Source organism: Amycolatopsis rhabdoformis (assembly GCF_035918295.1).
GTDB lineage: Bacteria > Actinomycetota > Actinomycetes > Mycobacteriales > Pseudonocardiaceae > Amycolatopsis > Amycolatopsis rhabdoformis.
The window spans coordinates 6377447-6401331 of record NZ_CP142149.1 but is presented as its reverse complement, the minus strand read 5'-3'; the positions used below and the strand labels follow the sequence as shown (position 1 = coordinate 6401331).

The window sequence follows — 23885 nt, the reverse complement described above, 5'->3', positions numbered from 1 at the left end:
GGCCTGTCCTAGGGTGGGCGGCGTGGGGCGACTGGTCGTGATCGAAGGTCTGGACGGTGCCGGCAAGCGCACCCTCGCCGACGGGCTCACCGCTGAGCTGCAACGCGGGGGAGCGCGGGTCGGCAGTCTGGCGTTCCCGCGCTACGGCCGCAGCGTCCACGCCGACGTCGTGCGCGAGGCGCTGCACCGCGGCCACGGCGACCTCGCCGACTCCGTCTACGGCATGGCCCTGCTCTACGCCCTGGACCGCAGCGGCGCGGCCGACGAGATCCGCGCGCTGCTGGCGGACAACGACGTGGTGCTGCTCGACCGCTACGTCGCGTCCAACGCCGCGTACGCCGCCGCGCGCCTGCGCGAGCACGCCGACGGCGACGTGGTGCGCTGGGTGTGGGGCCTGGAAGTCGACCGCTTCGCGCTGCCGAAGCCCGACGCGCACCTGCTGCTGCGCGTGGCACCCGAGGTCGCGGCCGAGCGTGCCGTGCGCCGAGCCGCCGCCGACACCACGCGGGCGCGCGACGCGTTCGAATCCGACGACGCTCTGCAGCAGCGGTGCGCCGCGGTCTACGACGAGCTGGCCGCGGCCGGCTGGCTCGCGCCGTGGCACGTGCTCGACGGCGTGGCCGGTGTCGACTTGCCGACGTTGGCCAAGTCGCTGCTGTCCTGACCCGGCGCCGAGCCGTCAAGCCGAGCCGTCGACCAGAGCGGTCAAGCAGCGGCGAACCGGGCCGGGTCGAACAACGCGATGGGCTGCGCGGTGCTCCCGTCGACGATCAGATCGGCCACGATCTCGCCGACCACCGGCACGAACTTGAAGCCGTGCCCCGAAAATCCGCACGCCACGACCACGCGCGGGTGCGCCGGGTGCGGCGCGATCACGAAGTGCTCGTCGGGAGTGTTCGTGTACAGACACGTCGCGGCGCGGCGGAACGTGCCCAGCCGCGGCAACCGGGAACTGACGAGCTCGCTGACGGTGCGCACCTCGTCGTCGTGCACGCGGCGGTCGATCGTGTCGGCCGTGCAGGGCGTGCCCGCGAGGTGCGAAGCGACCTTCACACCCTGCGGCGAGTGCGCGGGAAAGCCGTAGAACTGGTCGCCCTGCTCGGTTTCCCACAGGTACACCGGATGCCGCTCGGCCGCGAACGCCGCCGCGTCGGCCGGGTCGAACCAGTACTGCACCTGCCGCTGCACCTCGAAGTCCACGCCGAGGTCGGCCAGCAGCCCCGGCGCCCACGCACCGGGGCACAGCACCAGCCGCTCGGCGGTGTAGTAGCTCGACGTCGTGCCCACGCGCACACCGGAAGCGGAGGTGCTCCACGTGAACACCTGTTCTTCGTGGTGCAGCTCGGCACCGTGGCGCGCGGCCAGCTGCAGGTGCGCCGCGACGCTGCCCTCGGGGGAGACGAACCCGGCGCCCGGCTCGTAGAGCGCCACCTCGTCGTCGCGCGGAGCGGTGGTGGGGAAGCGGCGGCGCAGCTCGGCGGCGTCGAGCAGCTCGTGGGGGATGTCGAACTTCTCGGCCGAGAGCACGCTGCCGGTGATCGTGCGCGAGTCGGGCGGCCCGGCCATCAGGCCGCCGCAGCGCGTGAACAGGTGCCGGCCGGTGTCCTGCTCCAGCTCGGCCCACAGCTCGTGCGCGCGCAGGAGCAGCGGCACGTAGTCGGGGCCCTCGAGGTAGGCCTGGCGGGTGATGCGCGAACCGCCGTGGCTCGACCCGAGGTTGTGCACCGGCGCGAACTGGTCGATCCCGAGCACCTTCTGTCCGCGCCGCGCGAGCCGGTACGCCGCGGCGCTGCCCATTCCGCCCAGGCCGATCACGATCACGTCGTAGTGCGTCAAGCAGTGCTCCTCGGGCCGCTCGGCCGAGCCGGTGCCGCGGCCACGACCGCGGGCACCCGTTCGCCGAAGTATTCGATCTCCACCGGTGTACCAGGTTTCGCGCACTCCACGGGAAGCCAGGCGTACGCGAGGTTCTTGCCGACCGTGTGGCCCCGCGCCGCGCTGGTGACGTAGCCGGCCGGGTGGCCGGCGAAGTACACGGGTTCCTTGCCCAGCACCAGAACGTCGGTGACCAGGTAGGTCAGCTCGCGCCCGGCGGTGGCGCCCGGCCGGCCGAGCAGCGCGTCGCGGCCGAGGAAGTACCCCTTGTCCAGGCACACGGCCGCGCCCAGCCCGGCCTCGAACGGATCGTGCTCCGCGGTCACGTCCGCGCCGCACGAGCGCAGGCCCGCCTCCAGCCGGAGGCTGTGCGCTGCGAGAGTGCCGGCCGCGACGATCCCGTGCGGCGCCCCGGCTTCCCACACCGCGTCCCACAGGCGTCGGCCGAGGTCGGCGCCGGTGTGCAGCTCCCAGCCGGCTTCACCCAGGTCGGTGAGCGGCTGGACGAGGGCGGGCACCTCGGCGAGGTAGGTCTGCCGCGCGAGCTCACCGGTCAGGTCCACTGTGGACAGCGCGCGGAGCACGTCCGCGGCCCGGGGCCCGCACAAGCCCAGGCAGCAGGTGCCTGAGGTGATCTCGTGGATCTGCACCGCGCCGTCGCCGGGCAGGTGGCGGCGCAGCCACGCGTGGTCGACGGCGGTGCTCACCCGCACCTGGAACCGCGTGGCGCCGAGCCGGGTGACCACGACGTCGCCGCGCACGCCGCCGTGCTCGCCGAGCAGCAGGCCCGGCGTGACGGCGCCGGCGGGCCCGTCGAGCTGGTTCGTGGTCATCGTCTGGAGGAACGGCAGCGCACCGGGGCCGGTGATCTCCAGTCGCGGCGCCGGGGTCAGGTCGACCACCGCCACCCGCTCGCGCGCGACGATCGCCTCGGCGCCCGCCGTCCGCGCGCCGGACGACGCCGGGATCCGGCTGATCTCGGGCAGCGATTCGTTGGCGCGGAACCATTCCGGCCGTTCCCAGCCGGCCGCTTCCGAGAAGTGCGCGCCCAGGGCGAGGTGCCGCTCGTAGAACGGCGACGTGCGCAGCGGCCGCCGCGGTTCGTCGGGCCGCGGGCCCGCGAACGTCCGGATCGCGCGTTCCCGCACGTGGTCGGGCGCGAGCTGCACCCGCTCGAAGCGGGCGAGATCACTCGCGCGCAGGTCGAGCCGGGGCTGTCCGTCCACGAGCCAGCGTGCGACCTCGCGCGCGGCGCCGGCGGAGTGGGCGAACGCCACCGCTTCGGCGACCCAGAACCCGTCGAGGTCCGGGTGCTCGCCGAGCAGCGGCCGGCCGTCGGGCGTGGCCGGGACCAGGTTGGTCACGCCGTCCTCGACCTTCGCGTCGGCCAGTGCGGGCAGCAGGCGTACGGCCTCGGCCCAGGGTCGGTCGAAATCCGCCGGCACGAACGGCTCGCTGCCGTGGCCGGTCGAGTGCCCGATGCCGAGGCGGTCGACGTGCTCGCGCACGGTCAGCTCGCCGTGACGCAGCACGGGCTTGCCGGCCTCGGTGAAGTCATCGTTGTCGCCGGCCAGCGCCGGCAGCGCAGTGGTGCGTGCGTACCGGTGCGCCAGCGGCACCAGCGGCACGCTCAGGTCCACCAGCCGTCCGATCGCCGGCGCGTCCACGCCGGTGCACGACACCACCACGTCGGCGCGGAACCGGTCGGTCTCGGTGACCACGCCGGTCACGCGCCCGCCGGCGCGGTCCACGGCCACCACCCGTTGTCCCGCCACGAACCGCGCGCCGCGGTCGATCGCGCGCCGGGCCTGGGCCTCGGCCGCGCGCCGCGGTTTCGCCACGCCGTCGCCCGGGGTGTGGAGGCCGCCGAGCACCTTCGCCGGGTCGAGCAGCGCGTGCAGTTCGGCGCACTCCCGCGGCGAGCGCAGGTACGCCCGCACGCCCCACGACGTGGCCCAGCCGCGGCGTCGGTGCAGCTGCGCCAGCTCCTGCGCGGTGGTCGCGAGCTCCAGCCCGCCGACCGGCTGGAAGCACCACCGGCCCGCCAGCGTGAGCGCGCCGTACTTGGCCACGGTGTACTTCGCGAACTCCGTCATCGTGCGGTCCGCGTCGGTCTGGCGCACCAGGCCCGGTCCGTCGCCGGTGAAGAGCGGCCCCTGGTCCAGCACGGTCACGTCGGTCCAGCCGCGTTCGGTGAGCTCGTCGGCGAGCGCACACCCCACGACCCCGGCGCCGATCACGACCACACGCGGTCGGGCTGCCATCGCGGTACCTCCTGGCCGGGGTGAACCGGGCACGCCGAACGACCCGCCGACGGGCGGGCCAGGTTGCGGATGGGGGTGTGTGTTCCGTCTTCAGCAACAAAGTGCGCGATCGCGGGGCGCGTGTCAAGACTGGGCGCGGAAGGGGTTTTTCGCACGCGCCCAGGCAGGTGAAAGCGCGTAACGCCCGGCTCGGCGGCGGCGATCCGAAGCCGGGGAAGAATCAGCTGGTGTAGTAGCCCAGCTGCGCCGAAAGTTCTTTCGCCGCATCGGTCATCGGCCGCACGATCTGCTTGATCCGCTGCTTCGAGAGCCGGTACGAGGGCCCCGACGCGCTCATCGCCGCCACGACCTCGCCGCCGGGGCCGTGGATCGGCACCGCGACCGCGTGCATGCCGAGCTCCAGCTCCTCGAAGCAGGCCGCGTAGCCGTCTTCGGCGACCCGGTCGACTTCCGACTCGAGCTCGTCGGGGTCCACGGTCGTGCGCGGCGTGTACTGCTCGAGGCCGTGGCCGAACACGCGCTTGCGGTCGGCGTCGTTCATCGCGGCCAGCAGCACCTTGCCGCTGGAGGTCGCGTGCAGCGGCGTGCGCTGCCCGGTCCAGTTCTGCGTGGTGATGGCGGCCGCGCCGCGGGCCTGGCTGATGTTGATGGCCACGCCGTCGTCGGCGATCGCGATGTTCACCGTCTCGCCGAGCTCCTCGGCCAGCGTCTGGCAGGTCGCGCGGCCGAGCTTCGCGAGGTCCATGCGGCCCGTGGCGGCGCCGGCGAGGCGCACGATGCCGAACCCGATCGCGTACTTGCCGCGCTCGCCGAGCTGCTCGACAAGGCCGTGCTGCTCCAGGACACTCAGCAGCCGGGACGCGGTCGACTTGTGCACCCCGAGCTCACCGGCGATCTCCGTGATCCCCGATTCCCCGTTGCGCGCGAGCAGTTCCAGCACGTTGATCGCGCGGTCGACCGACTGAACTTGACTTCCCGTTGCGTTGCCCGAGTCCTGGTTCCGCATAGCGCAACACTAACGGCTGGGTGGCGAACTGTTCGGCTGAGCGGGCGAATCCCTTGACGAGGGGGCCGGGTGAGCCGCACTGTTGCGCACAGTGCACAACGACGCGTCATGCGCAACATTCACGAACCGCTCGCGTTTTTCGTGACCCGCTTCCCGGAGGCTGCCCGATGATCCGTGCCTGCGCCGTCGCCGACCTGCCCGAGGGTGAGGCGCTGCGCCTCGACGGCCCGACCCCGATCGCGGTCTTCCACACCGCCACCGGCTTCTACGCGATCGACGACACCTGCACCCACCAGGACGCCTCGCTCGCCGACGGCTGGCTCGAAGGCTGTTTCGTGGAGTGCCCGCTGCACGCGGCCCAGTTCGACCTGCGCACCGGCGTGCCGACGTGCCTGCCGGCGAAGAACCCCGTGCGCACGTACCCGGTCGTGGTGACCGACGGTGCCGTGTTCGTCGACGCACCGGTGCCGGCCGTGGTCGGCGAGGACGTCGCGTAGCACCTCAGCTCTTCCCTCCTGAGGCCCGTGGAGGCTCCCGAGCGCGTGCCCGGGAACCTTCACGGGCCGTCCAACGCCTGCTCGGACACGCCCGAATGGGGCAATCGGGACTCCCGATCTTGATCTTTCTGGTGGTCAAACGCGCGGGTCGTGCTCGACGGCGGCGCGAGTAGTGCGAACATGTGCTCATGAAGGCACGTGTCTTGGTGGTCGACGACGACCCCGCGCTGGCGGAGATGCTCACCATCGTGCTCCGCGGTGAGGGGTTCGACACCGCGGTGGTGGCGGACGGTTCGCGTGCGCTGCCCGCGCTCCGCGAGCTGAAGCCGGACCTGGTCCTGCTGGACCTGATGCTGCCCGGCATGAACGGCATCGACGTGTGCAAGGCGATCCGCGGCGAGTCCGGCGTGCCGATCGTGATGCTCACCGCCAAGAGCGACACCGTCGACATAGTGCTGGGCCTGGAGTCCGGCGCCGACGACTACGTCGTGAAGCCGTTCAAGCCGAAGGAGCTCGTCGCCCGCGTGCGCGCCCGCCTGCGCCGCACCGAGGCCGAGCCCGCCGAGTCGCTCACCATCGGCGACCTCGCCATCGACGTGCCGGGCCACGAGGTCACCCGCGAGGGCAAGGCCATCCCGCTCACGCCGCTCGAGTTCGACCTGCTGGTGGCGCTCGCCCGCAAGCCGCGCCAGGTCTTCACCCGCGAGGTGCTGCTGGAGCAGGTCTGGGGCTACCGCCACGCGGCGGACACCCGGCTGGTCAACGTGCACGTCCAGCGCCTGCGGTCGAAGGTCGAGAAGGACCCGGAGCACCCCGAGGTGGTGTTGACGGTGCGCGGCGTCGGTTACAAGGCCGGCCCGCCGTGATGACGCGATGACGGCTTCCGCGGCAGCCGGCCCACCCGCCGGGACGAAGAATCACCCGAAGGTGGGACGGCCGACCGCTGTCGCCCGAGCCACGGCACGCCTCGTGCGGCGCGTCGTGGTTCTGGCACGCCGCCGGGTGGTGGCGTTCAACGAGCTGTGGCGGCACTCGCTGCAGTTCCGGGTCACGATCTCGACCCTCGCGCTCTCGGCCGCCGTGGTCTTCGTGCTGGGCATGGTGCTGCAGAACCAGATCACCGAGCGGCTGCTCGACACCAAGCGCAAGGCCGCCGTGGAGCAGACGCAGGCGCTGGCCGACACCGCCGCGCGTGAGTTGGTGGGCGTGGGCGGCGAGTCGCCCGACGCGCTGCACACGCGGCTCGAGAACGCGTTGAAAAAGATCTCCACGACCTCGGCCTCGCCCGCGGGCTCCACGGCGGGCACGTTCGAGCCGGTGCTCGCGAGCGTCGAGCCGGTGCAGTCCGACGCCGACCCGGTGTTCGTCGGCCCGTTCACCTCGGTGCCGGTGCGGCTGCGTCAGTTCGTGGAGGGCGGCAAGCTCGCGCGCGTCGAGCACACCGTGGCCGAGAACGGCGCCAACACCACCTACCTCATCGTCGGCACCCCGCTGAACTCGGTGGCGAGCCCGGTGCAGCTCTACTTGCTGTTCCCGCTGACCAGCGAGCAGAACACCGTGTCGACGGTGCAGAACACGCTGCTCGTGGGTGGGCTCGTGCTGCTGTTGCTGCTGGCCGGCATCACGAACCTGGTGGTGCGGCAGGTGGTGCGGCCGGTCCGGCAGGCCGCCGCGGCGGCCGAGCAGTTCGCGGGCGGGGACCTGGAGCAGCGCCTCGCCGTGGTCGGCGAGGACGACCTGGCGAAGCTCGCCGTGTCGTACAACGGCATGGCCGCGAGCATCCAGCGCCAGATCCGCCAGCTCGAGGAGTTCGGCGGGCTGCAGCGCCGGTTCACCTCCGACGTCTCCCACGAACTGCGCACCCCGCTCACCACGGTCCGCATGGCGGCCGATGTGCTGCACGCTTCGCGCGAGCAGTTCCCGGCCGGTCTCGCGCGCTCCACCGAGCTGCTGGTCGACGAGCTCGACCGCTTCGAGGCGCTGCTCGGCGACCTGCTGGAGATCAGCCGGCTCGACGCGGGCGTGGAAGAGCTTTCGGCCGAGTACATCGACGTGCGGCCCATCGCGACGCGCGCCGTGGAGCAGGTGCGCGTGATCGCGGGCACCGCGGGCAGCTCGGTCGAGCTGATCCTGCCCGAGGAGGACGCCGCGGCCGAAGTCGACGCCCGGCGCGTGGAACGGATCCTGCGCAACCTGCTGGGCAACGCCGTGGACCACAGCGAAAGCAAACCCGTGCAGCTCACCGTCGCCGTGAACGAGAGCGCGGTGGCCATCACCGTGCGCGACCACGGCGTGGGCCTGCGCGCGGGCGAGGCCGACCTGGTGTTCAACCGGTTCTGGCGCGCGGACCCGTCGCGCAACCGCCGCACCGGCGGCACCGGCCTCGGTCTCGCGATCAGCCAGGAGGACGCGCGGCTGCACGGCGGCGTGCTCGACGCGTGGGGCGAGCTGGGCCAGGGCGCGTGCTTCCGGCTCGTGCTCCCGCGCCACCAGCACGTGCCGATCGAAGAGAGCCCGCTGCGCCTGCCCCCGCCGGACGCGACGCCGCAGATCACGCTGTCGCCGTCGTCGGTCCTCGAGGTGCAGCCGGCGCCCGACGCGATCCTCGCCGACCGCGAGGAGGTCGGCCGGTGAAGCGGGTGCTGGTCGCGCTGGCGTGCCTGGTGCTGCTCGCCGGCTGCGCGAACGTGCCGCTCGAGTCGCAGCCGCTGGTCGTCTCCGTGGACACGCCGGCGCCGCAGGCCAACGACGCTCCCGAGCCGCTGCCGGACATCGACGCGCTCACGATCGTGCGCGACTTCATCAAGGCCAACGGCGACCCGCGCTCCAACAACGCGGCCGCGCGCGCCTACCTCGACGACCAGCAGCGCAGCGCGTGGAAACCCAGCCGCGCGATCACGATCATCGACAACACCTTCAGCACCGTCTACGAGACCCCGCCGCAGTCGACGTCCTCCACGACCCCGCCGGACCCGAACGTGCGCGACGTCGGGCTGCGCGGCTTCACGCTCGGCACGCTGAGCGCCGACTCGGCGTTCATCCCCGGCTCCGGCTCCGCCGAGCTCACGATCCAGGTGCGCAAGCAGCCGAGCGGGCAGTGGCGGATCTCGAGCGCGCCGCCCACGCTGATGGTGACCGACGACGACTTCGAAGCGAACTACAACCGCGTCGCCGTGAGCTTCTACTCGCCCGACTCCGGCACCTTCGTGCCCGATCTGCGGTACGTGCCGGCGAAACCGCAGTCGGGCCTGCCCGGCCGCGTGATGGACCTGATCCTGCAGGGGCCGTCGGCGGGGCTCGGCGGGGCTGTGAAGAACCTGCTGGGCGACCAGGTCACGCTCGACACGAACGTGAAGAACAACGACGACGGCTCGCTGCTCGTGCAGCTCTCGGGCCTCACGGGCGCGAGTCCGGAGACGAGAACGCTGATCGCGGCGCAGATCGTACTGTCGATGCAGACCGTCACGTCCACCCGCATCCGGCTGCTCGCCGACGGCCAGCCGCTTCTGCGCGGCATGGAGTACTTGCGCGCCAGCGATGTGCCGAACTACAGCGCGGCCTCCTCACCGAGCTCCGACCTGCTGGGCCTGATGACGGTCGACGGCCGCATCCACTCCCTCGGCGACGGCGCGCCGGTGGCCGGCCCGGCCGGCAACGGCGGCTACAACGTGGTGAGCGCGGCGCAGTCGATCGACGGCAAGCGGCTCGCGGTCGTGGAGCGCACCGGCGACCGCGTGCAGCTGCGCGTGGGCGACCTGGGCCGCGACCTGCCGCTGGTGGACCTCAGCGGCAGCTCGCTGAGCCGGCCCACGTGGCGGGCCGCGCCGACCGGGGGCGGTCCCTCGGGCGAGGTGTGGACGGTGGTGGACCACTCGATCGTCGCCCGCGTGGTGCTCGACCCGACCGGCCACTGGCTGCGCCAGAGCGTGAACGCCAACGATCTGCTGGCGCTGGGCAACGACATCAGCGCGTTGCGGCTCTCGCGCGACGGCGCCCGCGTGGCGGCGATCGTCAACGGCCAGCTCGTGGTCGCGGCGGTCGTGCGCAACGGCGACACCGTGACGCTGCGCGAACCCCGGGTGCTCCAGCCGGGTGAACTGTCCAGCGTGGTGGATCTCGACTGGGGAGCGACCGCCGACTCGCTGGTGGTCATCACCTCGTCGGCTTCCCAGCCGGTGCAGCGGGTGTCGGTGGACGGACGCCGGATGGACGCGTTCAACAGCTCGAACCTCACGGCGCCGGTCACCGCGGTGACGGCGGCGCCCAACCGGCCGATCGTGGTGGCCGACCCGGGCGGGTTGTGGAACGCCACCGAACTCGGTGAGGTCTGGCGGCCGCAGGCGCACACGATGCTCAACGCGGCGCCGTTCTACCCGGGCTGACGCCGGTTTCCGGGTCCGCCGGACCGACGCCGAGACAGCGCAGGACGGCCCAGGACGGCCCGGGACGGCCCGCTGGAGACCGAGCGCGCCGAAACTGTCGGTGTCCGGGTGCACACTGCGGGTCATGGTCCTCGATCTGCTCGTCCCGGCCCGGTGTGCCGGCTGTGGTGCTCGTGGTGTCCCGTGCTGCGCGGAGTGTGCGCGGGTGTGGGGGTCACTCACGGAGGTGGTTCGCGCGCCTCTCACGGGGCTGGCGCCGGCGTACGCGCTGGCCCGCTACCAGGGCGTCGCCAAGCGCGTCCTGATCGCCTACAAGGAGCGTGGCCGCCGTGATGTCGCGCCGGCACTCGGCCGGGTGCTCGCCGCCGCGTTGCCGGCGTTGCCGCAGGCCGCCGACCCGAGGGCCGGGCCGTGGTGCCTCGTCCCCGCGCCCAGCCGGCGCTCGGCTTCCCGGCTTCGCGGCGGCCCCCACGTGCAGCGCCTCGCCGAGGCCACCGCGCGCTGCCTCGCCCACACGGGTAAGGAAGTGTCCGTCGCACCGGCGCTGGCGGTGAAGGGCGCGCGCGACGCCGTGGGCCTGAGCCGGGCCGAGCGCGTGGCCAACCTGGCCGGGCGACTGCGGTTCGTGCCCGCGGGCCGTCCGCCGCCGGGCAGCAGGGTGGTGGTGCTCGACGACGTGGTCACCACCGGCGCCACGGCGAGCGCGTGCGTGCGGGCACTCACCGACGCCGGGGTCGCCGTGTCGGCTGTGGTCGCGCTGCTCGCCGCAGGGTGAGCAGACGTCACCTACACGAGTGATGTCAAGAGGGAACGGGACAGCACGGTCGCCCGTTGTCGGGACATGAGGGTCTGGCTCGAAATCACGCGGGCGGCCGAGCACTCCACCGGGGTGGCGGCTGTGGCGCGGCGGGTCGTGACTCTCGGCTTCCGGGCTCCCGCGCCGTTGCGCCGTACGCGTGAAAATGCAGGGCTTGCGTACAGCCGTCAGGGGCGGGAATTCGGGCTGCGCACGGGGGTTTCGCTGCGCGCCGTAACGGGTTCCCGAATCGTGACATCCCCCGGCCCGGGGGCTGTTGCGAGAGGCGTGATGAAGCTAACGTGCTCCGCTATCAGCAATCCCCGCAGGCAGGGAGGTGTGCAGCCCATGTCCCTGGCGCCGGAGGCGCGCTGAGTCCGCGCTCGAGCATCCGGCACGAGACGTCGTGACCGGCCATCGAGTTCTTCTCAGCCCGCCTGATCCGGGCTCCGTCCCCGCACTACCGGCGCCGTGTTGAACACATCAGCTCGCAGTCATCTCAGCGAGGGAGGTCGTGTATGGACATCGTCGTAAAGGGCCGCAACGTGGAGGTGCCCGACCACTACCGGGCACTCGTCAGCGAAAAGCTGGCCCGTCTTGAGCGTTACGACAAGAAAGTCATCCGGTACGACGTGGAGCTGTTCCACGAGCCGAACCGCCGGCAGGCGAAGAGCTGCCAGCGCGTCGAGATCACCGGAAAGGGCCGAGGCCCGGCCGTGCGCGCTGAAGCGTGTGCCGCCGACTTCTACGCAGCGCTCGACTCCGCCGTAACGAAGCTGGAGAACCGGCTGAGGCGGACACACGACCGGCGGCGCGTGCACTACGGGCGCAGCCGCCCGGAATCGGTCGCCGAGGCGACCTCCATGGCGATGGCCGGCGGATCGTCGGACGCCGTCGCCCGACCCACAGCGAGCACGGCGGTGCTGGAGGCGCCCGCCGCGGACACGGCCGAACCGATCACCGAAGGTTTCGCGGCCGTGAGCTCCGGGGAGATCACCCTGCCCCAGCAGAAGCGCTGGGAAGACGACGATCTGGGCTACCAGCCCGGCCGCGTCGTCCGCGAGAAGAAGCATGACGCGGACCCCATGTCGGTGGACCAGGCTCTCTACGAGATGGAGCTCGTGGGCCACGACTTCTACCTGTTCAACGATTCCGAGTCCGGGCGGCCGAGCGTCGTGTACCGGCGGAAGGGTTTCGACTACGGCGTGATCCGGCTCGGCTGAGCCCGGTCCGGCCGGAGCGGGAGCCGGCCTGCGCCACGGGTGGCCCGCACGCGAGCGCGTGCGGGCCACCCGCGTGCCGGGAGTAGGGTGCGAAGGGGCCTCTCGTGACCTTCTGCGAGCACGTGCGTGCGCGGACCACGCCGTGTTCCCTACGATGTGGTGAGACGGCGGCGCCGCGCTACCCGTGCGCGCCGTGCCCACAAGCCCGGGACCGGCTCGGGTGCGATCAAAATCAGCTAGTGAGGTCGACCGGATGGTGCTGAACCGCCTGCTCCGCGCGGGTGAGGGCAAGATGGTGAAGCGGCTGCGCAACATCGCCGATCACATCGAAACCCTCGAAGACGACGTGAAGGACCTGTCGGACGCCGAACTGCAGGCGAAGACCGGCGAGTTCAAAGAGCGGTACGGCAAGGGCGAGTCGCTCGACGAGCTGCTCCCCGAGGCCTTCGCGGTCGCCCGCGAAGCCGCCAAGCGGGTGCTCGGCCAGCGGCCCTACGACGTCCAGCTCATGGGAGGCGCGGCGCTGCACCTCGGCCAGGTCGCGGAGATGAAGACCGGTGAGGGCAAGACCCTCACCTGCGTGCTGCCGGCCTACCTCAACGCGTTGTCGGGCGACGGCGTGCACGTCGTCACCACCAACGACTACCTCGCCAAGCGCGACGCGGAGTGGATGGGCCGCATCCACCGCTTCCTCGGGCTCGAGGTCGGCGTGATCCTCGCCGAGCAGGACCCGCAGGAGCGTCGCCGGCACTACGAAGCCGACGTCACCTACGGTACGAACAACGAGTTCGGCTTCGACTACCTGCGCGACAACATGACGTGGTCGCTCGAGGACTGCGTGCAGCGCGGCCACAACTTCGCGATCGTGGACGAGGTCGACTCGATCCTCATCGACGAGGCGCGCACGCCGCTGATCATCTCGGGCCCGGCGGACCAGTCGTCGCGGTGGTACATGGAGTTCGCCCGCCTCGCTCCGCTGATGAAGGGCATCGACACCACCACGATGGGCTCGCGTGAGCGCGTCGAGAAGGCCAACCTGATCAACTCGAAGTACCACTACGAGATCGACGTGCGCAAGCGCACCGTGGCGGTGACCGAGACGGGCGTGCGGTTCGTCGAGGACCAGCTCGGCATCGAGAACCTCTACGAAGCCGCGAACACGCCGCTGGTCGGCTACCTCAACAACGCGTTGAAGGCCAAGGAGCTCTACAACAAGGACAAGGACTACATCGTCCGCGACGGTGAAGTCACGATCGTCGACGAGTTCACCGGCCGCATCCTGGTGGGCCGCCGCTACAACGAGGGCATGCACCAGGCGATCGAGGCCAAGGAAAAGGTCGAGATCAAGGCCGAGAACCAGACGCTCGCCACGATCACGCTGCAGAACTACTTCCGGCTGTACAACAAGCTCTCGGGCATGACCGGTACGGCCGAGACCGAGGCCGCGGAGTTCCACCAGACCTACAAGCTGGGTGTGGTGCCGATCCCGACCAACCGGCCGATGGTGCGCGCCGACCGCGCCGACCTGATCTACAAGACCGAGCAGGCCAAGTTCGAGGCCGTGGCCGAGGACATCGCCGAGCGGCACGAGAAGGGCCAGCCGGTGCTGGTCGGCACCACGAGCGTCGAGAAGTCCGAGCACCTCTCGAAGCTGCTGCTGAAGCTGGGCGTGCCCCACGAGGTGCTGAACGCGAAGTACCACGGCCGGGAGGCGCTGATCGTCGCGCAGGCCGGCAAGGTCGGCGCCGTCACGGTGGCCACCAACATGGCCGGTCGCGGTACCGACATCGTGCTGGGCGGCAACCCGGACATCATCGCCGACCAGGTGCTGCGCGAGCGCGGCCTCGACCCGGTGGAGAACTCCGAGGAGTACGAGGCCGCGTGGCCGAAGGTGCTCGAGGAGATCAAGAGCGGCGCCAAGGACGAGGCCGAGCAGGTGCGCGAGGCCGGTGGCCTCTACGTGCTCGGCACCGAGCGCCACGAGTCGCGCCGCATCGACAACCAGCTGCGTGGTCGTTCCGGCCGGCAGGGCGACCCGGGTGAGTCGCGGTTCTACCTGTCGCTGGGCGACGACCTCATGCGCCGGTTCAACGCCGTGATGGTGGAGCGCGTGATGACCACGATGCGCCTGCCCGACGACGTGCCGATCGAGCACAAGATGGTCTCCAAGGCGATCAAGAGCGCGCAGACGCAGGTCGAGCAGCTCAACATGGAGACGCGCAAGAACGTCCTCAAGTACGACGAGGTCATGAACGAGCAGCGCAAGGTGATCTACGCCGAGCGCCACCGCGTGCTCGAGGGCGAGGACCTGCGCGACCAGATCGAGCACATGACGATCGACGTCGTCGGTGCGTACGTCGAGGGCGCCACGGCCAACGGCTACGCCGAGGACTGGGACCACGAGCAGCTGTGGACCGCTCTCAAGACGCTCTACCCGGTGGGCCTGAACTGGGACGACCTGATCGAGGAAGGCGACCTGGACGCCGACGGCCTGCGCCAGGCGCTGGTCGACGACGCGATCGACGCCTACAACAAGCGTGAGGGCGAGATCGACGAGCTGGTGGGCGAGGAAGGCGCGATGCGCCGCCTCGAGCGCCAGGTGATGCTGACCGTGCTCGACCGCAAGTGGCGTGAGCACCTCTACGAGATGGACTATCTCAAGGAGGGCATCGGCATGCGGGCGCTCGCGCAGCGCGACCCGCTGATCGAGTACCAGCGCGAGGGCTTCGACATGTTCCGCGCGATGCTCGACTCGCTGAAGGAGGAGGCCGTCGGCTTCCTGTTCAACCTGCAGGTGGAGCGCAGCGAGCCCGAACCCGCGCAGCAGCCGGACCCGTCGGCGCTGCCCGCGGGCGTCACGTCGGCCACTTCCGCCGCGGCCGCTTCGTTCGGCAACGACGGTGGCCGGCACTCGCGGCCGACCCCGCCGCAGCCGCCGACGACCGACACCGAGTCGGTGCCGTCGGCCTTGCGCGGCAAGGGAACCGGCGGCGGTGTCCAATCCGGACTCACGATGTCGGGCCCGGCCGAGGGCGGCGGCGTCGAGTCGCATTCGGACAGTGTCGAGAGCGAGGGTGCCGGTTCGGGCTCCACGCGGCGTGAGCGCCGGGCGGCTGAGCGCGAGCAGGCGAAGAAGGGCAAGAAGGGCCCGCGTCGCTGACGCAGGTTTTCCGAGGGCGGGCCGCATTCGTGCGGCCCGCCCTTTGTTTTGGGGCTGCGCGGGTTGGGCGTGCGCGGTCGGGTGCACGCGCCGGGGTTCGCGCCTAACGTGGGTGGTGGCGACGAGGGGGCCCCATGGCGGATCTGGACACGTTCACGCGGATGTTCGCACCCGAGTACAAGGCGGACCCGTACCCGCTCTACCGCGCTTGGCGTGAGGAGGCGCCGGTCGCCGAGATCGCACCCGGGTTCCTCGTGGTGAGCGGTCTGGCCGAGGGAACGGACGTGGTGCGTGATCCCGCGTTCGGCCACCCCGAGCCCGAGGTGCTCGACCCTGCCACGCTGCACCCCGACGACCTGGTCGACGCCGACGGCCGCCCGGTGGTCTCGTTCCTGGGCCTGAACCCGCCGGACCACACCCGCCTGCGTCGCCTGGTGTCGAAGGCTTTCACCCCGCGCACGGTCGAGCGCCTGCGTCCCCGCGTCGAGGACATCACCGCGCGGCTGATCGCCGAACTGATCGACGCGGGTTCGGCCGACCTGATGACCGCGCTGGCCGCGCCGCTGCCGATCGAGGTGATCAGCGAGATGCTCGGGGTGCCGATGGCGGACCGCTCACGCTTCGCCGAGTGGTCCCACGCGCTCGCCCGCGCCCTCGACCCGGCCTTCCTGGTGGCCGACGACGTCCTCGTGGCCGCGGGCAACGCCGGGCGCGAGTTCAACGCCTACTTCCGCGCCCTGGCCGCCGAACGCCGCCGCTCTCCCGGCGAAGACCTGCTCTCCGACCTCGTCGCCGTGACCGACCAGGGCGACAAGCTCACCGAGGCCGAACTCCTGGTCACCCTCACCCTTCTCCTGGTGGCCGGCCACGAAACCACCACCAACCTCATCGGCAACGGCGTCCTGGCGTTGCTGCGCACCGACGACGGCCTGCGCTCCCTGGGCGCCGGCGGCGAGCTGGCGGCCAACGCCGTGGAAGAGGTCCTCCGCCACGACTCCCCGGTGCAGCTCACCAGCCGCGTCGCGCTCCAACCCACGCACATCGGCTCCACCGCGGTCGCCCCGGGCACCCAGGCCATCGTCCTCATCGGCGCCGCCAACCGCGACCCCGCCACCCACCCGTCCCCGGACACCTTCGACCCCACCCGCGAGCCCTCCCGCCACCTCGCCTTCGGCCAGGGCATCCACTTCTGCCTCGGCTCCCCCCTCGCCCGCCTCGAGGGCGCCACCGCCTTCCGCGAACTGGCCCGCCACACCCCGACCCTGCGCCTGGCCGGCACCCCGACCTGGAACCCGACGGTGACGATGCGGGGGCTGTCCGCACTACCGGTCACCGTCGGCTGACGCCAGGACCCACTTGTTTGGCGCAAGGTCCGCGACGTCTCGCGGCTACCCGCCGAGCGCAGGCATTCGAATGCCTGCACTCGGCGAATATCGGGATCCGACGGCTAGGTCCCCGGGCACGCTGGTGTCCTGGCCGGCGGGCACTCTGTCGGCTGGACACCGGGCAGCGACTCGTCGCCCAAGCCCGGCACGTGGAAGCAAGGTCGTGGAGAACCGGATGGCCGGCTGCGCCAGTTCCTGAGGCCCGCCGGGCCCGGTCGCTCGGCGTGAACCCAGCGACTCGTGCTCGCGACTGGGACTTCGACCAGCGGAACCCAGGCGGTTCCGGCGCGCCCCGCACCCTGACGCCGCGACCTACTCATCGGGACACCTGTCCCATCACACCGCCACCTGACGGCGCGGGATCGCCTGCACCGGGCCGATCCGTGGCGCCAGCAGGTGGAACCGCGTGCACACCCACCCCGTCCGCGTGCGCTCAAAACGGGCCGCCAGCGCGAGCACCCGGAGGCCGCTGCGGATGGTCGTCGCGGCTTCGAGGGTGAGGTCGGTCGGGTGGCAGAGGTGGAGGGTGCCGACGCGGGGGCGCGTGCTGGGCAGCGGGCCGTGGGCCAGGAGGCGGGCGAAGAGGGCCGCGTCCACGAGGTTCTGGATCTGGCCGGCGGCGCGGCGGCCGGCGAGGACTTCGAGGATGGCGTTGAGGCGACTGGCCAGCTGCCGCTCGCTGGGCGGGCCCAGGAGCTGCACCACGTTGTGGCCGGCGGGCGGCAGGTCGCGCACCGGCGGAGGCGGCGGGAGCTGCGGGCGGCGCCCGGTCGGGCGCGGGCACACGGCGGGCTCGGCGCCGGCCAGGCCCCGGATGCGGTGGGTCGTCATGTGTTCCTCCCCTGAAACGCGGACGATCCGCTGCCTGTGGTGCGGGCCGAACCGCCGAATCGGGACGACCCCTGCCTGATCCGGCGAAATCCGCGAAATCGCCGATCGCGATCTGCAACTTGCGCTAGGGCGCGGCTGACCATGCCTTGGTCCGGGTGGCCTCGGCATGACCCGGCCTCAGGGAATGGTCGCCATGTTCAGGCACCACCTCCGCCACTGGCCGAGACCTCTCCAAACACGCGCCAGGCACCGATCGCCGGATCGCTAGGGTGAGCTCGTGCTCAAAGGCTTGCTGGTCGACTACGCCGGCGTCCTCACCGACCCCGACGCCCACCTGCTCTACGACTACCTCCGCGCCGCCCGGGCCCGCGGCACGCGCACCGCTCTGGTGTCCAACGCGCCCGGCGCCTCGCCCGGCGTGCGCCAGGACCTGGGGGAGTACTTCGACGCGCTCGTGTTCTCCGGCGAGGTCGGCGTCGCCAAACCGAGCCGCGAGATCTACCTCGTGGCGGCCGAACGCCTCGGCCTGGCCGCGGCCACCTGCGCCTTCGTGGACGACGCCGCGCGCAACGTCCGCGGGGCCGCCGAAGCGGGCATGATCGCCATCCACCACGTGACCATGGCGGAGACCCTCGACGAGCTGTCGGCGCTATTCAGCTGACCGGCGCACCAGCTCGAACGACAACACCGCCGCGGCCGCGGACACGTTCAACGACTCGACGTCACCCGGCATCGGGATCGAGACCCACTCCGTGACCAGCTCGGCGACAGTGGCGCTCACGCCGTCCGTCTCCCCGCCGAGCACGAACGCCGCGCGCTGCGGCAGCGACACGTCGAACAAGGTGGACTTCCCCGACGCACTCAGCGCGAACAGCCCGTAGCCCGCCTCGGCCAGCATCTCCGCCGCTTCGCCGGCGCTGCCGCAGCGCAGCACCGGCGCGCGGAACGCCACCCCCGCCGAAGCCTTCACCACCATCGGATCCAGCGCCGCGACCCCGCGCCGCGGCACGATCACGCCGTCGAGGCCGGCGGCGGTGGCCGTGCGCAGGATCATGCCGACGTTGGCGGGCGTCGTGATGCCGTCGAGCAGCAACACCCGGGACGGCGGCCGGCGGTCGTCGAGCGCGCTGGCCAGCGAGCGCATCCGCGGCGCCACCACGTCGGCGAGCACACCCTGGTCCTGTTTGCCGTTGCCGGCCAGCACCTTCACGCGGTGGGCGCTCGCGCGCTGCACCGGCACGCCGGCGGCCTTCGCGGCGCGCTGGATCTCCGCGGCGGCCGGGCCGCGCGCGGTGTCGGCGAGGATGACCTTGTCCACCTGCAGGCCGTCGTCGCCGAGCGCTTCGAGCACCGGCTTGCGCCCGTAGACGGTCAGGAACCGGTCCTTCGGAGAAACCTCCGCCTCATCACCCACGCCGGTCAGTCTCGCACTGTGTAAGGATCGGCCCATGCCCGACCGCCTGTCCGCGCTCGACGCCTCGTTCCTGTACGTCGAGGACCACGCGACCCCGATGCACGTCGGCGGCGTGGCGATCTTCGAGCGCCCGCGCGGCGGGTTCGACTACGCGCAGCTGCTCGACCTCGTCGGCTCGCGGCTGCCCTTCCTGCCGCGCTACCGCCAGCGCGTGCTCGACGTGCCCGGGCACCTGGCGCGCCCGGTGTGGGTGGACGACGTCGACTTCGACCTCAACTACCACGTCCGCCGCTCGGCGCTGCCCCAGCCGGGCACCGACGACCAGCTGTTCGACCTGGTCGCGCGCCTGATGTCGCGCCGGCTCGCGCCCGAGCGGCCGCTGTGGGAGATCTACTTCGTCGAGGGCCTCGAAGGCGACCGCGTGGCGCTGGTGACGAAAACGCACCAGTCCGTTGTGGACGGTATCGGCACCATCGACCTCGGCCAGCTCATCCTCGACGACGTGCCGGCGCCGCCCGAGCCGGCCGAGGACACCTGGACCCCGCGGCGCGAGCCGAGCCGCGCGCAGCTGGTGGTCGACGCCGTGAGCGAGGCCGTGCAACGCCCCGGCGAGCTGGTGGAAAACGTGCGCTCCGCCGCCAACGACGCGCTCACCTCCGTGGGCAAGGTCGCCGAGACGCTGGGTGATGTGGCGTCCACGCTGCGCACCGTCGTGAACCCGGCGCCGCAGGGCCCGCTCAACGTGCGCGTGTCCGGCGGCCGGATGTTCTCCGTGGTGCGCACGCGGCTGGAGGACTACCGCAAGATCCGCGCGGCCCACGGCGGCACGGTCAACGACGTGATCCTCACCGCCATCACCGGCGCGCTGCGCGAGTGGCTGCTTTCGCGCGGGGTGCACCTCGGGTCCACGGCCACCGTGCGCGCGCTCGTGCCCCTGGCCGTGCGCGACGCCGACACGGCCGAGTACTCCACGCCGGCGCTGGTGGGCAACGAGGTGGCTGCCTACCTAGTCGACCTGCCGGTGGGCGAGCCCAACCCCGTGCTGCGGCTGCAGCACGTCGGCCATGCGATGACCGCCCACCTGGACTCGGGCCGGTCCGTGGCCGCGCGCGGGCTGCTCAAGGTGAGCGGCTTCGCCCCGGCCACGCTGCATTCGCTGGGCGCGCGGGCCGGCGGCTCGCTGTCGGGCCGCATTTTCAACCTCATGATCACGAATTCACCGGGGCCGCAGGAACCGGTGTACGCGGGTGAGGCGAAACTGATCGAGATGTTCCCCGTGATGCCGCTCATGCGCACCCAGGCGCTGGCCATCGGGGTCACGTCCTACCACGGCGGTGTCTACTTCGGACTCAACGGCGATCGCAAAGCCGCGTTCGACGTCGGCCTGCTGGGCGGGATGATCGAAGAAGCGTTGGAAGAACTGAAGGGTGCGCACTGGTGAGGGTCTACATTCCGGCGACGATCGCGATGCTGCGGGAGCTCGACGCCAACGGCGAGTTCCGCGCGCGCAGCGCCACGGCGTTCGCGCTCACGCCCGGGCTGCGCGAGGCGTACGTGAGCGGCTCCGACGAAGAGCTGGAGTACGCCGCGCTGCTCGACGCCGCCCGTGCGTCGCTGCGCCTGATCAACGCCGAGGAAAAGGGCGAGCCGCGCCGCGCGGTCATCTCGGCCGACGTGGACAACGTGACGCTGCGCGCCGACCTCGACGCCGCAGTCGTGCGTCTCGACGGCCCCGTGAAGCTGGCGCAGATCGCCGCGATCCACGTGGACTCCGCCGAAGCCGCCGAAGCCGTGTCCGCGGCCGCCGCGGTGATCGACGCCGCCGACCTCGGTGACGAAGACGCCGAGTTCGCGCTCGGCGACGCGGAGGACCACGAGCTGGCCTGGTACGCGCCGCAGGAGCTGCCGTTCCTGCTGGAGCTGATGTAGCCGGTTTTTGTCGGACCCTTCTGGCAGAGTGCGGTCCGTGAACGAACCCGAGTTCTGGCAGCTCATCGATCCCGCCGCGGGCGAGCACGTCGTTTCGCGCGCTGCGGAGCTGCTCGCGGCCCGGCCGCGTGCGGAGATCGTGGCCGCGGAGCGCACGGTGAGCGGTTTGCTGGTGCAGTCCTATCGCAGCTCGCTGTGGGCCGCCGCGTACCTCGTGAACGGCGGCTGTTCCGACGACGGCTTCGACTACTTCCGCGGCTGGCTGCTCACCCAGGGCCGCGAGGTCTTCACCCGCGCGGTCGCGGACCCCGATTCGCTCGCCGACGTCCCGGCGATCCGCGCCGCCGCCGCCGAAGGTGCCGAGCTCGAATGCGAGGAGATCCTGTACCTCGCCGCCACGGCCCACCTCGCGGCCACCGGCGAACCGCTGCCCGAACCCGAACCGGTGGCGCTGCCGCCGCTCGACGCGGATTTCGACTTCGAAGATCCGGACGAGGTGCGCGAGCGGTTGCCGCGGTTGTCGGCGCTGTTCGGCTGAGTTATCGCAGGCCGTTGATCAGCAGGCCCACGGTGAAGTCGAACCGGTCGTGGCCTTCGCCGGCGGTGAGTTCGCCGGCGAGGCGGGTGGTGTTCGGGAACAGCTCCACAGGCAGCGCGGCGAGGCGGCGCCGCAGCTCGTCGCGGTCGACGACCCAGGCGGCGTCGGCCTGCGTGGCGCGCCGCTGCGCGATCGAGCGTTCGAGGCAATACGCGGCCACGTAAAGGAAAAGCGCGTCGGCGGCCCAAGCGGCGGCCTGCGGTGTGATGCCGCCGGCGAGCAGGATCGCCAGCAGGCCTTCGCTCACGCGCAGGGCTTCGAGGTCCGTGGGCGCCAAGGCGAACGCGGCGCTCGAAATCCCGGGGTACTTCAGGTACTGGTCGCGCATCTGCTCGCACACACCGCGGATCTGCTCGCGCCACTTCTCGGCCGAAGGCTCGGGCAGCACGAGCTCGGCGCACAGCCGGCCGATGAGCAGCTCGCCGAGGTCGGCCTTGTTCACCACGTGGTTGTAGAGCGACGCGGGTCCGGTGTCGAGCGCGTCGGCCAGCCGTCGCATCGTCAGGGCGTCGTAGCCCTCGCGGGCGATCACGTCGAGTGCCGTGTCCACGACCTGGTCCACGATCGCGGTCTTGCGCCGCCGCGGTTTGCGCGCGGGTTCGGCTTCGGCTCCCGGTGGCTGGTGGCGCGCCGCGCGCCGCTCTCTCGGGTTCACGGCACCAGCGTAGCTTGACACGAACGTCGTTCGTAAGTAGAACGTTGTTCGTGTCTGAAGAACGCGTGGATGTGGTTGTCGTCGGAGCCGGGCCCGTGGGGCTCGTGCTCGCCGCCGAGCTGGCGTTGACCGGGGCGAAAGTGCAGGTCCTCGAGCGGCGCACCGAGCCCGACGAGGCGGTGAAGGCGGGCGCGATCAACGTCCCGACCGCCGAGGCGCTCGACCGACGCGGCCTGCTGCCCGCGGCCGAGCGGGTGCAGCGCGAGCTGGCCGGGACGTTGGCGAACCTGGCCGGAGGCGCGCGCTTCACCGGGCATTTCGCGGGCGTGGTGCTCGACGGCGACCTCGTCGACTGGGCCGATCCCGACCTCGCGGCCCACACCGCGGTCGACGCCGCGCGGCTCGTGCCCCAGCGGGAGCTCGAGGCGCTGCTGGCCGAGCACGTCGAACGGCTCGGCGTGCCGCTGCGGCGCGGCGTGGAGGTGACCTCGCTGGCGGACACCGGCGACTCTGTCGTCGTCGACACCACGGCCGGTCCGCTGCGCGCGAGCTGGCTCGTCGGGTGCGACGGCGGGCACAGCACCGTCCGTCGCCTCGCCGGCATCGAGTTCCCGGGCACCGCGCCGGAGCTCACGGGCCGGCTGGCCGTCGCCGACATCGCCGACCCGAAGAAGCTCGCGAAGGGCTGGGTGTGGTCGGCCGGAGGCGCCTACCGCTGCGGGCCGCAACCGGGCCGCCTGACCACGGTGGAGTTCGACGGCGGCCCCACCGACCGTTCGGCGCCGGTCACGCTGGAGGAGGTTCAGGCCAGCCTGCGGCGCGTCTCGGGCACCGACGTCACGCTCACCGCGCTGCGCGGCACCGCCACCCGCTGGAGCGACAACACCCGCCAGGCCGCCGCCTACCGCTCCGGCCGCGTCCTGCTCGCCGGCGACGCCGCCCACGTCCACCCGCCCTTCGGCGGCCAAGGTCTCAACCTCGGCGTCGGCGACGCCACGAACCTGGGCTGGAAACTCGGCGCCGTGATCGCCGGCTGGGCCCCCGCCGGCCTCCTCGACACCTACGACACCGAACGCCGCCCCCTCGGCGCCTGGGTCCTGGACTGGACCCGCGCCCAGATCGGCATCCTCCGCGGCGACCCGCAGTCCGCCGCCCTGCGCGCCGTCGTCACCGCCCTCCTGGCCACCCCCGACGGCGCCACCTACGCCCTGAAGCAGATCTCCGGCGTCACCCACCACTTCCCCCTGCCCGGCACCCACCCCCTCGTCGGCTGCTACGCCCCGGACGTTTCCCTCGCCGACGGCTCCCGCCTCGCCGACCACACCCACACCGGCGGCTTCGCCCTCCTGGACCGCACCCCGGACACCGCGTTCGGCCGGGTCGCCTCCGCGTGGCCCACCCGCGTGACGACGATCGCCGACAAACCCGGTGATCCGGGGACCCCGACGGGACTGCTGGTGCGCCCGGACGGCGTGGTCGCGTGGGCGACGGACACCCCGGACGCTCGTGACAACGCGGATGCCGCGGACGCTGCCGAGCTGGCGTCCACTTTGCACCGCTGGGCGGGCGCTCCGGCTTTCGAGCCCACGCACTGAATCCCGGCCGCGGCCGGTTCTCCCGCTCCGCCGACGACAGCCACCGCGCGGCGCGCCGGCGACGGCCTCAGTGCCGCGGAGGGCCATCCGCGCTGCCGGCGCGTTCGGGGCTGCGCGGTCGCGTGGGCCACGGACACTGCGGACGCTGCCGAGCTGGCGTCCACTTTGCACCGCTGGGCGGGCGCTCCGGCTTTCGAGCCCACGCACTGAATCCCGGCCGCGGCCGGTTCTCCCGCTCCGCCGACGACAGCCACCGCGCGGCGCGCCGGCGACGG

General features: G+C 72.0%; 20 protein-coding genes. 14 read left to right on the top strand and 6 right to left on the bottom strand.

The window, feature by feature from the left end; all coding sequences use genetic code 11:
- The first annotated feature begins 22 nt into the window (after nucleotides 1–22).
- On the top strand, nucleotides 23–664 hold the full coding sequence (locus tag VSH64_RS29360; RefSeq protein WP_407655569.1) for a dTMP kinase: 642 nt from the start codon (nucleotides 23–25) through the stop codon (nucleotides 662–664).
- A gap of 41 nt (nucleotides 665–705) precedes the next feature.
- Here VSH64_RS29360 and solA read toward each other — a convergent pair whose 3' ends face one another.
- The 3 genes from solA to VSH64_RS29345 all read right to left on the bottom strand — a co-directional run bounded on the left by solA (nucleotide 706) and on the right by VSH64_RS29345 (nucleotide 5145).
- Nucleotides 706–1836: an N-methyl-L-tryptophan oxidase gene (solA, locus tag VSH64_RS29355; RefSeq protein WP_326565968.1), complete on the bottom strand. Its 1131-nt coding sequence runs from the start codon at nucleotides 1834–1836 to the stop codon at nucleotides 706–708.
- On the bottom strand, nucleotides 1833–4139 hold the full coding sequence (locus VSH64_RS29350) for an FAD-dependent oxidoreductase (protein WP_326565967.1): 2307 nt from the start codon (nucleotides 4137–4139) through the stop codon (nucleotides 1833–1835). Before VSH64_RS29350 ends, solA begins: the two co-directional genes overlap by 4 nt.
- A 220-nt stretch (nucleotides 4140–4359) precedes the next feature.
- Nucleotides 4360–5145: an IclR family transcriptional regulator gene (locus tag VSH64_RS29345; RefSeq protein ID WP_326565966.1), complete on the bottom strand. Its 786-nt coding sequence runs from the start codon at nucleotides 5143–5145 to the stop codon at nucleotides 4360–4362.
- A 167-nt stretch (nucleotides 5146–5312) separates the two neighbouring features.
- On the opposite strand from VSH64_RS29345, the gene VSH64_RS29340 reads away from it, so the two are divergent.
- The 8 genes from VSH64_RS29340 (at nucleotide 5313) to VSH64_RS29305 (ending at nucleotide 16546) form a co-directional block, all read left to right on the top strand.
- Nucleotides 5313–5642: a bifunctional 3-phenylpropionate/cinnamic acid dioxygenase ferredoxin subunit gene (locus tag VSH64_RS29340; RefSeq protein WP_326565965.1), complete on the top strand. Its 330-nt coding sequence runs from the start codon at nucleotides 5313–5315 to the stop codon at nucleotides 5640–5642.
- A gap of 188 nt (nucleotides 5643–5830) precedes the next feature.
- Complete coding sequence (mtrA, locus tag VSH64_RS29335) at nucleotides 5831–6508, top strand: MtrAB system response regulator MtrA (protein WP_204093576.1); 678 nt, start codon at nucleotides 5831–5833, stop codon at nucleotides 6506–6508.
- Between the two features lie 7 nt (nucleotides 6509–6515).
- Nucleotides 6516–8276, top strand: a complete 1761-nt coding sequence (gene mtrB / locus VSH64_RS29330; protein ID WP_407655568.1) for an MtrAB system histidine kinase MtrB — start codon at nucleotides 6516–6518, stop codon at nucleotides 8274–8276.
- On the top strand, nucleotides 8273–10024 hold the full coding sequence (locus VSH64_RS29325; RefSeq protein WP_326565962.1) for an LpqB family beta-propeller domain-containing protein: 1752 nt from the start codon (nucleotides 8273–8275) through the stop codon (nucleotides 10022–10024). Before mtrB ends, VSH64_RS29325 begins: the two co-directional genes overlap by 4 nt.
- A 226-nt stretch (nucleotides 10025–10250) precedes the next feature.
- Nucleotides 10251–10799 carry a ComF family protein gene (locus tag VSH64_RS29320; RefSeq protein WP_456062084.1) on the top strand — a complete coding sequence of 183 codons (549 nt, stop codon included), beginning with the start codon at nucleotides 10251–10253 and terminating at the stop codon, nucleotides 10797–10799.
- Nucleotides 10800–11338: 539 nt separating this feature from the next.
- A complete protein-coding gene (gene hpf / locus VSH64_RS29315) occupies nucleotides 11339–12043 on the top strand; it encodes a ribosome hibernation-promoting factor, HPF/YfiA family (protein WP_326565959.1) in 705 nt (234 codons plus the stop codon).
- A gap of 253 nt (nucleotides 12044–12296) precedes the next feature.
- Nucleotides 12297–15203, top strand: a complete 2907-nt coding sequence (gene secA / locus VSH64_RS29310) for a preprotein translocase subunit SecA (RefSeq protein ID WP_326565958.1) — start codon at nucleotides 12297–12299, stop codon at nucleotides 15201–15203.
- A 134-nt stretch (nucleotides 15204–15337) separates the two neighbouring features.
- The gene (locus VSH64_RS29305) at nucleotides 15338–16546 is read left to right on the top strand and encodes a cytochrome P450 (RefSeq protein ID WP_326565957.1); all 1209 of its coding nucleotides are present in this window, start codon (nucleotides 15338–15340) and stop codon (nucleotides 16544–16546) included.
- Between the two features lie 378 nt (nucleotides 16547–16924).
- Here VSH64_RS29305 and VSH64_RS29300 read toward each other — a convergent pair whose 3' ends face one another.
- A complete protein-coding gene (locus tag VSH64_RS29300; RefSeq protein WP_326565956.1) occupies nucleotides 16925–17419 on the bottom strand; it encodes an Rv3235 family protein in 495 nt (164 codons plus the stop codon).
- A 277-nt stretch (nucleotides 17420–17696) separates the two neighbouring features.
- Here VSH64_RS29300 and VSH64_RS29295 point away from each other — a divergent pair, with 277 nt between their 5' ends.
- Nucleotides 17697–18080, top strand: coding sequence for an HAD-IA family hydrolase (locus VSH64_RS29295; RefSeq protein WP_326565955.1), 384 nt, complete (start codon nucleotides 17697–17699; stop codon nucleotides 18078–18080).
- On the opposite strand, the gene VSH64_RS29290 is transcribed toward VSH64_RS29295, so the two are convergent.
- A complete protein-coding gene (locus VSH64_RS29290; protein ID WP_326565953.1) occupies nucleotides 18069–18833 on the bottom strand; it encodes a TrmH family RNA methyltransferase in 765 nt (254 codons plus the stop codon). The two genes, VSH64_RS29295 and VSH64_RS29290, sit on opposite strands and share 12 nt — an antisense overlap.
- A gap of 34 nt (nucleotides 18834–18867) precedes the next feature.
- Between VSH64_RS29290 and VSH64_RS29285 the strand changes: the two genes are divergently transcribed.
- From VSH64_RS29285 to VSH64_RS29275, 3 genes are read left to right on the top strand one after another with little or no spacing between them, the layout of a single operon-like run.
- Complete coding sequence (locus tag VSH64_RS29285; protein ID WP_326565952.1) at nucleotides 18868–20274, top strand: WS/DGAT/MGAT family O-acyltransferase; 1407 nt, start codon at nucleotides 18868–18870, stop codon at nucleotides 20272–20274.
- On the top strand, nucleotides 20271–20762 hold the full coding sequence (locus VSH64_RS29280; protein ID WP_326565951.1) for a DUF6912 family protein: 492 nt from the start codon (nucleotides 20271–20273) through the stop codon (nucleotides 20760–20762). Before VSH64_RS29285 ends, VSH64_RS29280 begins: the two co-directional genes overlap by 4 nt.
- A gap of 37 nt (nucleotides 20763–20799) precedes the next feature.
- Nucleotides 20800–21300: a DUF4240 domain-containing protein gene (locus VSH64_RS29275; RefSeq protein WP_326565950.1), complete on the top strand. Its 501-nt coding sequence runs from the start codon at nucleotides 20800–20802 to the stop codon at nucleotides 21298–21300.
- Nucleotide 21301: 1 nt separating this feature from the next.
- Here the strand turns inward: VSH64_RS29275 and VSH64_RS29270 are convergent, their stop codons facing one another.
- Entirely contained in the window at nucleotides 21302–22015 is a 714-nt protein-coding gene (locus tag VSH64_RS29270) for a TetR/AcrR family transcriptional regulator (protein WP_326565949.1), read from the bottom strand.
- A gap of 50 nt (nucleotides 22016–22065) precedes the next feature.
- On the opposite strand from VSH64_RS29270, the gene VSH64_RS29265 reads away from it, so the two are divergent.
- Nucleotides 22066–23610, top strand: coding sequence for an FAD-dependent monooxygenase (locus tag VSH64_RS29265; RefSeq protein WP_326565948.1), 1545 nt, complete (start codon nucleotides 22066–22068; stop codon nucleotides 23608–23610).
- Nucleotides 23611–23885 lie beyond the last annotated feature (275 nt).

Excerpts from the sequence above, each read along its gene's own strand:
- VSH64_RS29350 (WP_326565967.1), bottom strand. The coding sequence starts at position 4,139 with ATGGCAGCCCGACCGCGTGTGGTCGTGATCGGCGCCGGGGTCGTGGGG.
- VSH64_RS29345 (WP_326565966.1), bottom strand. The coding sequence starts at position 5,145 with ATGCGGAACCAGGACTCGGGCAACGCAACGGGAAGTCAAGTTCAGTCG.
- secA (WP_326565958.1), top strand. The coding sequence starts at position 12,297 with ATGGTGCTGAACCGCCTGCTCCGCGCGGGTGAGGGCAAGATGGTGAAG.
- VSH64_RS29305 (WP_326565957.1), top strand. The coding sequence starts at position 15,338 with ATGGCGGATCTGGACACGTTCACGCGGATGTTCGCACCCGAGTACAAG.
- hpf (WP_326565959.1), top strand. The coding sequence starts at position 11,339 with ATGGACATCGTCGTAAAGGGCCGCAACGTGGAGGTGCCCGACCACTAC.
- VSH64_RS29285 (WP_326565952.1), top strand. The coding sequence starts at position 18,868 with ATGCCCGACCGCCTGTCCGCGCTCGACGCCTCGTTCCTGTACGTCGAG.
- mtrA (WP_204093576.1), top strand. The coding sequence starts at position 5,831 with ATGAAGGCACGTGTCTTGGTGGTCGACGACGACCCCGCGCTGGCGGAG.
- VSH64_RS29300 (WP_326565956.1), bottom strand. The coding sequence starts at position 17,419 with ATGACGACCCACCGCATCCGGGGCCTGGCCGGCGCCGAGCCCGCCGTG.
- VSH64_RS29340 (WP_326565965.1), top strand. The coding sequence starts at position 5,313 with ATGATCCGTGCCTGCGCCGTCGCCGACCTGCCCGAGGGTGAGGCGCTG.
- mtrB (WP_407655568.1), top strand. The coding sequence starts at position 6,516 with ATGACGGCTTCCGCGGCAGCCGGCCCACCCGCCGGGACGAAGAATCAC.